The organism is Gilliamella sp. wkB112 (genome assembly GCF_001690685.1).
GTDB lineage: Bacteria > Pseudomonadota > Gammaproteobacteria > Enterobacterales > Orbaceae > Gilliamella > Gilliamella apicola_J.
In genome coordinates, this window is sequence record NZ_LZGL01000009.1 from 55196 (window position 1) to 66604 (window position 11409).

Genomic DNA, 11409 nt, shown 5'->3' on the forward strand with positions numbered 1-11409 from the left:
TTTTAGCGTTCATTTTGTTGCTGTAGATATTGATCAAATGACATAGTATCACTTTTCTCTTTCTTTTTTTGTTTTTCAAGGGATAGATCACGTTGATGAATGAAATCACTATCAGTTAATAATTCTAAAGGTTCTGACATAAGTTGTTTTTTATATTGATTAGCTAGTGCCAAACCAAAGTCAGCAGTACCTAAATCGCTAATAGATTGCAATGTTCTGGCAGATAAAGTTAATTCAGGTTGATCAAACATTAAATCCAGTCGCTCACAAACTTTGCGATAATTTTGCTTATCATCTTGATGATCTAAAACATCGGCTACTCGTAACAGATCTTTAAACAAATCATGTCCCACTTTAGCTAACGGTTCATAATAATTGTCACAGCCAAAACCTATTTTAAGTCCAGGTTTTCTCCCTTCTATAACTACTCGATTCCAGTTACGTTTTGCGCACTCGAGTTCATCACTACTCATTTCTGGAGCTGGAGCCAAGGCACACCAAATCAAAAATAAATCAATAAAACGAATTTGCTCTTCGGTAATACCCACTGGTGAAAAAGGATTTACGTCTAAAGAACGAACTTCTATATATTCAATGCCCCCACGTAACAGTGCATCTGACGGTGATTCACCTGCTCGTGGTACTCGCTTAGGACGAATAGGTGCATAAAATTCATTTTCAATTTGTAAAACATTATCATTTAACTGGCGATATTTACCATCCACTTTGATTCCTAAACGACCAAATTCACATGATTTAGTGTGTGTAGCTCGTTTTAACCCTGCAACATAAGAATCTAAATGATTAAAAGTGATACCTAATTGTTTTTGAGCATTATTAGTATAACCAATATCGCTTAATCTTAATGATGTAGCATAAGGTAAATAGCAATTACCATTGGTTTGTTCGATAAAAGCCTTAGCTTTTTGAGGATCTTGAATAAATGAAGAACACATCGATGGTGAAGCACCGAACAAAAAAGGAATAACCCAGCCAAATCGATAATAATTGCGAATTAAGGTAAAGTAACCTTCCGAAATAACTGCTTTACCTTCTTCGGTATTTTTAACTCCATCCCTAGCTTGCCAAAATGCCATCGGTAATGAAAAATTATAATGCACGCCTGAGATGGTTTGCATCATAGCTCCATAACGGTTTTTAAGACCTTCACGATAGACAGTTTTAAACCGCCCCTCATTTGAAGTGCCATATTGAGCTAAAATGATATCGTCTTCATTTGCGACAAAACACGGCATACTCAATGGCCACATCATTTCGTCACCAATATTAGTATTGGCATAACGATGTAAGTCACGTAAAAAGATTAGCATATAATCTATATTAGTATTTACTGGTGTAATAAATTCTAATAATGACTCAGCAAAATCAGTGGTGATCCAAGGATGAGTTAAAGCAGCGCCTATTTTTTGAGGAAAAGGTGTCTTCGACAACGAACCATCGGGTAAGATACGTAAAGTTTCACGTTCAATTCCACGTTGGATACCTTGTAAAATAGTATAGTGTTTTTCTAACCAATTGAGTGCTTTTGAAACATCAGGAATCATAATGTTACGTTTCCTACATAGAATTTTTTTGTTGTTTTATATTAACATATTTTAATACTAACTATAGGTAATTTTATATACAGTTCACTATGTAATAAGTGAATAAATCATGTAAAACTATCGATTAAAATACTAAATCATTAAACACAGATATTGTGTTAACCGTAGGTTGCTTTTTTGTCAATAACACTAGTACTTCCATATGAGCAGTATGTGGGAACATGTCAAATAACTGAGCTTTAACAAGTTGATAATCTGGTAACATTCTTAAATCATCAACTAATGAGTGTAAATTACAGCTGGAATATAAAATAAAAGTCGGTTTTACTTGTTCTAAATATTGCATCAAAGCTGCCCCTGCTCCCCGTCTGGGGGGATTAAGTAACACTAAATCAGGAATTGCATGCTGTGCAATAGCATATTTAGTAGCATCTAAGGATTTAAAGGATAAATGCTTAAAACCAAGTTGTTTTGCCGATCTAGATGCGCACTCAATTGCATCCACACTAATCTCAATACCTGTTAATTCAATATTACGATTTGGCAACTGATTAATACAATGTAAACCAAAACCACCTACGCCACAAAACAAATCCCAAATAGATTTAATAGGGAAATCCGTGACCCAGTCACTTGCCGTTTTATAGAGATTTTCAGCTACTCTGGTATTAGTTTGAAAAAAACTTTTAGGTTTTATATAAAGTGGAATCCGATTTAATGAGACCGGTAAGAACTGCGTAGTTGTTAATACAATTTCTTCATCACCTTCTAAAATAGCAGCATGGCTAGGTTGAATATTAATCGACACAACAACTAAATTTTGGATTTTATCTTGAAGTTGTTTAAGCGAGTTTTTAATTCTTGCTATTAATTTGTGAGATTTCATTACCAATCTCAACATAAATTGCTTTGTTTCTTGATTAGTAGTTTCGGTAACAATAACAAACTTTAATTCACCTTTGCGTTTATTAATATTGTATGGGACTAAACCTTGTTTGCGGATATAAGTGCGTACAATTTTCAGAACGTTTTGCATACTATTTGAATAAAGCGGACAATCACACAAGTCCATTATTTCATTACCGGTTTGTATGCCCAATATCGGCTTTTCAACCGTACCAAGTACCGCCATTTTAGCTTTATTACGAAACGCTGACTCATCGCTAGCAAAAGGATCTGCAATCTGTTGAGGATTAAAATCCGCTAATTGCTGTAATAATTGTTGCTGTTTTTTTTCAAGTTGTGTTTGATAGGGATAATTGATCCAGTTACATGATAAACATTTTTGTTGCTGGTAATAACGACATTGCATAGTAATAAAGCCTTTTTATATGATTGAGTATTATATACTTAAACTATTTTAATAAGCATTAGTTTTATATTTTATACTTAGACGTATAGCTCTCCTGAAACATTTTTACAACACTAATTTAAACCAATCAAACCAATAGCGCTATATCTTGCTATGATTTGACGAAATAGCGGTATATGATAGGATATTATGATTACCATTACAGGAACAATCTAATGTCTATTAAGTTAAAAACTACTGCTGAAATTGAAAAAATGCGAATTGCGGGCAAGCTCGCAGCTGAAGTACTAGAAATAGTTGAACCCTATGTCAAACCAGGAATTAGTACTGGTGAGTTAGATAAAATCTGTTATGACCATATTGTTAATGTTCAAAAAGCCATACCAGCCAATATTGGCTACAGTGGTTATCAACATACTAGCTGTATTTCAATTAATGATGTGGTCTGTCATGGTATCCCCAATTTCGAAAAGAAATTAAAAGATGGGGATATTTTAAATATTGATGTAACGGTAATTAAAGATGGTTATCATGGAGATACCTCTAAAATGTATATAGCAGGTAAACCTACGGTTACTGGGGCAAAATTATGTGAGGTAACACAAGCAAGCCTGTATGAAGCAATCAAAATTATTAAACCGGGCATTCGTTTAAAAGAAATTGGTAAAACCATCCAAAACTATGTTAGTAAATTTGGTTTTTCCTCTGTGCGAGAGTATTGTGGCCATGGTATTGGGGAGGTCTATCACGATGAACCACAAGTACTACATTATGATGCTGACGATGGTGGAGTTATTTTAAAACCGGGGATGACATTTACTATTGAGCCGATGATCAATACTGGTGATTGGCGCACGCGGACGATGAAAGATGGTTGGACAGTTAAAACTAAAGATCATGGTCTATCAGCACAATATGAACATACACTTTTAGTTACTGATAATGGTGTTGAAGTATTGACATTGCGCAGTAACGAAGATTTTCCTCGCACTATTGAACACTAAAGAACGGGATTCAATAAAATATAGTTTTATTGAATCCTATTTTTATAGATGTCTATCTATAATTCTCAAATTTGAATTGTTTTTTGCTATTTCTTTATTTAATTGATCAACTTTGCTCCTATGTATATCCTTTTTTAATGAACGTATATAAGGCGCACATAAAACAGCCAAATTGGCATTTATGCTAAACACAAACAATAATCCTATAAGGATATATTTAAAATTCGCTCTAACTTAAACTTCATCAGTTTTAATATAACAAAGTATACAGTTTACGACGATAATTAGCAGCTAATGGATTACTAGTACCCAATGCAGCTAACAAATCAAGTAAGGCTTTCTTCACTTGTCCATCGCCAGCATTAAGATCTTTAGTTAAAGGTTGCAATAAGAGTTCAAGTGCTTCTTCATGCCGCCCTACTTGCATAAGTTGTGACGATAGTTGGATCATTAATTCAATATTATCCGGTTGTTTTGCTAGCTCTGCTTGTAAAAGCTGTAATTCAGGTGAATTGGCAGCTTGCTCAAGTAATTCAATTTCAGCCTGTAAACCATGATAAGTCGAATCCTGATCTTGCAAAGGGATAGTTGCTAACACTTCTTTCGCTTCATTAAGTTGTTTTAATTCTACTTGAGTCTTCACTAACATTAATCCAATATCTGATCTAGGTTTACCTAAATGGTCAGTCAAAGTTTTCCAACAATGCTTTAACATTGGTAATGCTTGTTCATAATTGGCTTCAGTAAATAATTTTTGCGCTTCAATTAGTTTAAGCTCATCTTCATTAGGTAAAAATTTAGCTAAAAATTCTTTAATTGTTTCTTCTGGTTGCGGTCCCTGAAAACCATCAACTGGTTGCCCATTTTGGAATAAATAAACAGTTGGAATTGCTCTTAACCCAAATTGAGCCGCTAGCATTTGCTGTTCATCGCAATTAACACTGGCCAAAACAAATTGCCCATGGTGTTCATTGGCTAGTTTGGTTAGCGTTTGCGTCATTACTTCATGGTTTGGACTTCGTGCCGACCAAAAATAAAATAGTACAGGTTGTTTAGTAGATCCTTCTAAGATCTCTTGAATATTTTGTTCATTAACATCAAAAATAAATTGGCTTTGCATATAATGTCCTAGAAAAATTTCAATTGATTATTTATTTACTAAAATTTTATCCATTAATCTATCCGGAAGCAAACGTTTAGCTATATTGGCAATTTTAGTTATTTTTGTTACCCTGTAACGTATTTTGGGTGATGTATGCTCTAATGCATGAATTAATACTGGTAACACTGCTTCTGGAGGTAAAGTAAAACGTTTAGCAATAGGTGGATTTTTGACAAGATTCTGTTTTTCGGTCTGATTAACATTATTAGAAAAATAGGTTTTCAATGGACCAGGTTCAATTAAACAGACTTTAATATTGGTCTTAGCTAACTCTAATCTTAGCACATCAGACCAAGCTTCTAACGCATATTTGCTAGCAGAATATGCGCCACGCCCTGGAGTAGCAACAATACCCACAATTGAGCTAGTTTGAATAATCCGTCCTTCATTTTGTTCCAGCATGGCTGGAAGTAATAGTTGGGTTAATTGATGAATACCAAAAAAATTAGTTGAAAACTGTGATTCTAACTGTTCACGGCTAATAGTTGTTAGTCGACCATAGACACCAAACCCAGCATTATTAAATAATGCATATAATTTACCCTGAGTTAAAGTTAAAACTTCTTGAGCAGCTTGATTAACCGAATCAGGACTATCTAGATCAAGTAATACAGTTTCAAAACCTTGTTCATTTAATTTTTTTTGGTCCACCTCTCTACGACAAGAAGCTATAACTCTATAGCCACGTTTTTTTAAGGCCATCGCTGAAATAAGTCCTATTCCGCTAGAACAACCGGTAATGAATATTGTGCGCAAAGGTATAGCTCCGTTAGATTCATATATTGTCAAGTTTAAGTATAGCAATTATGATAGCACATCTAAATTGAAGTTAGTTAGACAGCATGAGGATTCTATGAAAATCGCCATTATTGCAGCAATGGAAGAAGAAGTTGCTATATTAAAAAATAAAATCACCAATTACCAGATTGAACGTTATTTAGGTTGTGATTTTCATCTTGGCCAAATTACCGGTTGCGATGTTGTGTTACTACAATCCGGTATAGGTAAAGTAGCTGCTGCTTCAGGAACAACCCTATTATTAAATAACTATAAGGTTGATGCAGTTATTAATACGGGCTCTGCTGGTGGCTTATCTACCAAACTTAATATTGGTGATATTATTGTTTCCAATGATGTTTTTTATCATGATGTTGACTTAACTGCCTTTGGTTATCAGCCAGGACAAATGTCAGGCTGTCCGGTTACTTTTGCCGCCGATCAACATTATAAATCATTAGCCAAATATTGTATTGAAAAACATGGTGTAAATGCGGTAGAAGGTGCTATTGGTAGTGGTGATGCATTTATTAATGGTAAACAAACGCTAGCTAATATTAAGCAAACCTTCCCTAATGCTATTGCGGTAGAAATGGAAGCTGCTGCAATTGGCCATGTCTGCTGGTTATTTAAAGTACCATTTGTTGTAGTAAGAGCTATTTCTGATAATGGTGATAATGAATCAGCGGTCGACTTCCAATCATTTTTAAAACTAGCGGCCAAGCAATCTTCATTAATAGTTGAATCAATGCTAAGTGAACTAGCAAAATAAGTTGCGATTTAGTTTTACTATATTGAGTTATTGATTTTAATAAAAAACTTAGCACTAAATATTTTTTATATCTTATTTAGTGCACATAACTAATCAATGACAACGATCACTAAACGTACTTGGCGAATAATGGTTTGCGCCAATCACTCATAATTTCGGGGGTATTCCCTTTCGGTTCATTTAGCCATTTAACATAGTTATTAATTAATTTACGTGATAGTAGTAGATCAGAATTAAGTCCTGTTTGCTCCGCAATGGTTTGAGTGGCTTGCTTAAGTTGTTCACATATTTGTTTATAATTTGGATAAGTATTGACGCGCTTAATAGCTGGAACAATTGGCAATGGCTCGTTTAACATAGCCAAAACTTTTTGACCATATAAGCGGATTTCTTTACCTTTCATACCTAATTTTTCTAATTCAGCTAATGAAGTTGGAAAATAACGGGCTATCTTCCATAATACTTCCTCATGTATCACAAAATTTAATGCAATATCTTGAGTCTTTGCTATGTCATAGCGCCAATGAGCCAACTTCTTTAATGCTCCAAGACTTTTACCTTTTAACTGCCAATTATTTTTGATGGTTAAATATGCATCCTCGGGAACAGTAATTATCGCTTTACGCTCAATCACTGACTGGCATTCCTTGTAAGCGGCCTCTAACCAACGATTAGTCGTCAATTGTGACTTTAATTTTTCCATTAATGGCAATAGATATAACACGTCATTAATTGCGTATTCACATTGTTTTTCCGTTAATGGTCTTTTTAACCAATCAGTTCGAGTTTCGCTCTTATCAAGATCCACATTTAAATATTTTTTAACCAAACTAGCATAACCACTACTTATGGGATTATCTAAAAACGAAGCTAGAATTTGGCTATCAATAATTGGGGTGGGAATACAATTAAACTGATGTTGCAAAACTTCAATATCTTCACTACACGAATGCAAATATTTTTCAATTTTGGGGTTATTTAATATAGCAATAAAATCTTGCCAATTCGTAATGGCTAAGGGATCAATTAATGCAGCAAAATTACCATCAAATACTTGAAGTAATCCTAAGTGAGGATAAAAGGTTCGCGTGCGCACAAACTCTGTATCTAACGCAATAGCTGTACTATTTGCTATTTGCAAACAATAAGTTGTTAATTGTTCATTGCTAATAATAAACTGATACGGCAAAACGATTCCTTATTGTGGTGAATTTGTTAATTCTTGTTGGTTATTAAAAGAAATATCAATAACAACAATTTCTGAACGAGTCATTAGGCGAATTGGTGGTCCCCATAGCCCATAACCACTACTTACAATACTAGTAAAATGCTGCTCTAGGTTTTGATACATTCCATAAGAATTTTTATACATTGCAGCAACGACTAAATTAATCGGGAAAACTTGTCCTCTATGGGTATGTCCGGAAATCATTAAATCAACACCCAAGTTAGCTGGTTCTTCCAGATCTTTGGGTTGATGATCTAATAAAATTATTGGTGTAGTAGTATCAGCAAACATAGTCAGATCTGCCAGTGAAGCCCGCGTTACATCATAACGAGAAGATGACAAATCGTCACGACCAATTAAGGTGATACCAACATCATCCAAATAAACAATATCATCTTTTAAAACTTTCATATTAGCTTGTTGAAAAGCTTTAATAATATCGTCTTCACGATTATTTGCTTGAGTGGTACCTAAATACTCATGATTCCCAAAAACAATATAGGTACCATGTTTTGCGTGCAGTTGTTTAAATTGTTTATCAAAACCTAAATCAGTGAATGGTTTTAAACGTTGATCTAGAGTATCACCCGTGATCACAATAAAATCCGCATCCAATTGATTAACTTTATCAATCATTTGTTGAATAGATTTATGGGTAGTAAGTTCATTAACATGGATATCTGTTAATTGCACCAACCGTAAATGGTCAACATTAGCTGGTTTATCTATTTTAACTTGATAGTGAACAATTTTAGGATTGATGGCCATTTCATGACCAAAAATAAATAGACCAACTACACATACAATATAGATAATCTTGTTAAGTAAATTTGTACTAAACCGCCCTTTACTCAATCGCCTAATTGTATCAAAGATTAATGTGATAAAAATTGCACATATAATTAAACCAAAAATAACATTACCAAGTAGAGGTAACCAATACGTTGAAATACCATTAAAAATTTTTGACAGAATAAAGGATAATCCTGCCACAATCATAACTACCCAATAAGCTATTTGGTAATAACCAGTTAATTCAAAATTGAACCAAAATTGCCAGCGTTTTCCTAAATAGATGGTGATTAAAAGACTAACAATAATGGCAATAATAGCAACAAAACTCATAATTATCCGATAAATTAACCATAAAAAATGGTATCATAGCAGAATTATTTTCTATTAGTACCAATAACTTTTATGGATATTAAAAAAGACCAACTATTCTCTACTCCTATCGATAAATTAGGCGATTGGACTTTTGATGAAAAAGTAGCCGAAGTTTTTCCTGATATGGTTCAGCGTTCAGTTCCTGGTTATTCTAATATTATTTCGATGATTGGTATGTTAGCCGAAAGATTTGTCCAGCCTAATTCGATGATTTATGACTTAGGTTGCTCATTAGGCGCTGCTACACTATCAATTCGTCGTAATATTACTCAAGATAACTGTCAGATCATAGCGGTGGATAATTCCTTACCCATGGTTAATCGCTGTCAAAAACATATCGATGCTTACAAAGCAACTACACCGGTTAAGGTAATCTGTGAAGATATCTGCAATATACCAATGTATAATGCCTCAATGGTGGTACTTAATTTCACGTTACAATTTTTAACTACCGAAAATCGCCAGCAAGTATTAAAAAATATTTATCAAGCCTTGAATCCTAACGGTATATTAGTATTATCAGAAAAGTTTAGTTTTAGTAATACCATCATCAATGAATTACTCTTTAATATGCATCATGATTTCAAACGTGCTAATGGTTATAGCGAACTTGAAATCAGTCAAAAACGTAACATGCTAGAAAACGTTATGTTAACTGATACTATCGAAACCCATAAACAACGCTTAGCAAATGCTGGTTTTAAACATATGGACACTTGGTTTCAATGTTTCAATTTTGGTTCCATCATTGCCATTAAATAGTAAATTAATATCTACAATAAGGATTAACCCATGTTTGATTTTGGTGATTTTTACCAGATTATCGCAAAAAATAAACTGAGTACTTGGCTAGAAGTATTACCGGCCCAACTCGCAAATTGGCAAAAGCAAAATCTAAATAGCCGTGTTAATCAATGGTTAAATAGTATTAAACATTTGCCAGTAATTACACCAAATCAATTAGACTTATTACATAGTGTTACCGCAACAACTACACAAACATTGTCTACTGGTGAACAACAGCGAATTACCCAATTATTAAAAAATCTACACCCATGGCGCAAAGGCCCTTTTCATTTATATGGTGTACATATTGATACGGAATGGCGTTCCGATTGGAAATGGGAACGACTAATTAACCACATTGAAAGTTTAGAAGGCAAAATGGTTTTAGATGTGGGTTGTAATAGTGGTTACCATCTTTGGCGGATGATAGGCGCTGGTGCTAAACTAGCTGTGGGGATCGATCCCATGGCACTTTACTTATGCCAATTTGAAGCTATTCGTAAATTACTTGGTAATGATAAACGAGCCCATTTGCTACCGCTTGGCATTGAAAAATTACCTAAGCTCAACGCTTTTGATATAGTGTTTTCAATGGGTGTGTTATACCATCGGCGCTCGCCACTCGATCATTTGTTGCAATTAAAGGATCAACTGGTTAATGATGGCCAATTAGTATTAGAAACATTAGTTATTGATGGTGATGAACATCAAGCTTTAATGCCGGGTGAACGTTATGCGCAAATGCGTAATGTCTATTTCATTCCGTCAGTACCAACCATGATTAACTGGTTACATAAATGTGGATTTTCTGAGGTTAAAGTGGTTGATATTTCACAAACAAGCTTAAATGAACAACGTAAAACCGAGTGGATGACATCAGAATCTTTGGCTGATTTCTTAGATCCAAATGATCTAACCAAAACAGTTGAAGGTTACCCGGCCCCAATACGTGCTGTTTTTACCGCCACTAAATAATAATATTTGGTCTTTTTTAAGACCAAATATTAGCCTCAAACTGAACATTAAAATTACAAAATGCGATGCCTAATATATAATATTTCGATCTAATGGTAATAATACTCTAAGGGAATAAATATGTTAGCAAAATATCAATGGATAGAACGTGCTGCGTTAAAACTAAAAGGTACTCAAATAGTCTATAAACCAGAATGGCAAGCTTTTCAATTTTTAATAGCAGATAAAATGTTCGCTTATGCAAGTAAAAATAATCATAACCAAGATATCATTACCTTAAAAGGTGATCCGGCTAATAACCGCTTAATGATCGAAATGTATGATAATATTACTGAAGGTTATTATGCTAACAAAATACATTGGATCTCTATCATCCTTGATACGCCAAATCCTATAGATCAAACTATGGTTATTGATCTTTTAAATCAATCTTATAATCTGGTTTTTGCTAAGTTAACTAAAAAAACACAACAACAAATTATCAATTCAATTAAATAAACTATTTTTAATATAGTATTTTATGCGTGGCTATTATATGATCTTAGGTAACTATATCACCAACTATTTTCACTTAAACTCTGAAAAGATGTTTCAGGTATGGTATACGTTTCAGTATAAAAATAACAATATTTAATTTTAAATATATTTTCTGAATTAATAG

11 protein-coding genes are annotated in these 11409 nt (G+C 33.7%); 5 read left to right on the forward strand and 6 right to left on the reverse strand.

Annotated features, from left to right (window positions below; translation table 11 throughout):
• Positions 1 to 2: 2 nt before the first annotated feature.
• Together gshA and rlmC are read right to left on the reverse strand one after the other, a co-directional pair.
• Positions 3 to 1565 carry a glutamate--cysteine ligase gene (gshA, locus tag A9G12_RS02615; protein ID WP_065564318.1) on the reverse strand — a complete coding sequence of 521 codons (1563 nt, stop codon included), beginning with the start codon at positions 1563 to 1565 and terminating at the stop codon, positions 3 to 5.
• 124 nt (positions 1566 to 1689) lie between these two features.
• On the reverse strand, positions 1690 to 2877 hold the full coding sequence (rlmC, locus tag A9G12_RS02620; RefSeq protein ID WP_065564319.1) for a 23S rRNA (uracil(747)-C(5))-methyltransferase RlmC: 1188 nt from the start codon (positions 2875 to 2877) through the stop codon (positions 1690 to 1692).
• Between the two features lie 215 nt (positions 2878 to 3092).
• Here rlmC and map point away from each other — a divergent pair, with 215 nt between their 5' ends.
• Positions 3093 to 3881 carry a type I methionyl aminopeptidase gene (gene map / locus A9G12_RS02625; RefSeq protein ID WP_065564320.1) on the forward strand — a complete coding sequence of 263 codons (789 nt, stop codon included), beginning with the start codon at positions 3093 to 3095 and terminating at the stop codon, positions 3879 to 3881.
• A gap of 250 nt (positions 3882 to 4131) precedes the next feature.
• Here map and A9G12_RS02630 read toward each other — a convergent pair whose 3' ends face one another.
• Entirely contained in the window at positions 4132 to 5001 is an 870-nt protein-coding gene (locus A9G12_RS02630; RefSeq protein ID WP_065564321.1) for a co-chaperone YbbN, read from the reverse strand.
• 27 nt (positions 5002 to 5028) lie between these two features.
• Positions 5029 to 5799 (reverse strand): SDR family oxidoreductase, encoded by a 771-nt coding sequence (locus A9G12_RS02635; RefSeq protein WP_081299629.1) that lies wholly within the window; start codon positions 5797 to 5799, stop codon positions 5029 to 5031.
• A 97-nt stretch (positions 5800 to 5896) separates the two neighbouring features.
• On the opposite strand from A9G12_RS02635, the gene mtnN reads away from it, so the two are divergent.
• On the forward strand, positions 5897 to 6592 hold the full coding sequence (mtnN, locus tag A9G12_RS02640; RefSeq protein ID WP_065564323.1) for a 5'-methylthioadenosine/S-adenosylhomocysteine nucleosidase: 696 nt from the start codon (positions 5897 to 5899) through the stop codon (positions 6590 to 6592).
• Positions 6593 to 6701: 109 nt separating this feature from the next.
• Here the strand turns inward: mtnN and rnd are convergent, their stop codons facing one another.
• Positions 6702 to 7781, reverse strand: coding sequence for a ribonuclease D (rnd, locus tag A9G12_RS02645; RefSeq protein WP_065564324.1), 1080 nt, complete (start codon positions 7779 to 7781; stop codon positions 6702 to 6704).
• 9 nt (positions 7782 to 7790) lie between these two features.
• The gene (locus tag A9G12_RS02650; RefSeq protein ID WP_065564325.1) at positions 7791 to 8945 is read right to left on the reverse strand and encodes a metallophosphoesterase; all 1155 of its coding nucleotides are present in this window, start codon (positions 8943 to 8945) and stop codon (positions 7791 to 7793) included.
• 72 nt (positions 8946 to 9017) lie between these two features.
• On the opposite strand from A9G12_RS02650, the gene cmoA reads away from it, so the two are divergent.
• The 3 genes from cmoA to A9G12_RS02665 all read left to right on the forward strand — a co-directional run bounded on the left by cmoA (position 9018) and on the right by A9G12_RS02665 (position 11246).
• Complete coding sequence (gene cmoA, locus A9G12_RS02655; RefSeq protein WP_065564326.1) at positions 9018 to 9749, forward strand: carboxy-S-adenosyl-L-methionine synthase CmoA; 732 nt, start codon at positions 9018 to 9020, stop codon at positions 9747 to 9749.
• A gap of 30 nt (positions 9750 to 9779) precedes the next feature.
• Positions 9780 to 10748 (forward strand): tRNA 5-methoxyuridine(34)/uridine 5-oxyacetic acid(34) synthase CmoB, encoded by a 969-nt coding sequence (gene cmoB, locus A9G12_RS02660; RefSeq protein ID WP_065564327.1) that lies wholly within the window; start codon positions 9780 to 9782, stop codon positions 10746 to 10748.
• 120 nt (positions 10749 to 10868) lie between these two features.
• Positions 10869 to 11246 carry an MmcQ/YjbR family DNA-binding protein gene (locus tag A9G12_RS02665; protein ID WP_065564328.1) on the forward strand — a complete coding sequence of 126 codons (378 nt, stop codon included), beginning with the start codon at positions 10869 to 10871 and terminating at the stop codon, positions 11244 to 11246.
• The last annotated feature ends 163 nt before the right edge of the window (positions 11247 to 11409 follow it).

Excerpts from the sequence above, each read along its gene's own strand:
- mtnN (WP_065564323.1), top strand. The coding sequence starts at position 5,897 with ATGAAAATCGCCATTATTGCAGCAATGGAAGAAGAAGTTGCTATATTA.
- rlmC (WP_065564319.1), bottom strand. The coding sequence starts at position 2,877 with ATGCAATGTCGTTATTACCAGCAACAAAAATGTTTATCATGTAACTGG.
- A9G12_RS02630 (WP_065564321.1), bottom strand. The coding sequence starts at position 5,001 with ATGCAAAGCCAATTTATTTTTGATGTTAATGAACAAAATATTCAAGAG.
- cmoB (WP_065564327.1), top strand. The coding sequence starts at position 9,780 with ATGTTTGATTTTGGTGATTTTTACCAGATTATCGCAAAAAATAAACTG.
- cmoA (WP_065564326.1), top strand. The coding sequence starts at position 9,018 with ATGGATATTAAAAAAGACCAACTATTCTCTACTCCTATCGATAAATTA.
- gshA (WP_065564318.1), bottom strand. The coding sequence starts at position 1,565 with ATGATTCCTGATGTTTCAAAAGCACTCAATTGGTTAGAAAAACACTAT.
- A9G12_RS02665 (WP_065564328.1), top strand. The coding sequence starts at position 10,869 with ATGTTAGCAAAATATCAATGGATAGAACGTGCTGCGTTAAAACTAAAA.
- map (WP_065564320.1), top strand. The coding sequence starts at position 3,093 with ATGTCTATTAAGTTAAAAACTACTGCTGAAATTGAAAAAATGCGAATT.
- A9G12_RS02650 (WP_065564325.1), bottom strand. The coding sequence starts at position 8,945 with ATGAGTTTTGTTGCTATTATTGCCATTATTGTTAGTCTTTTAATCACC.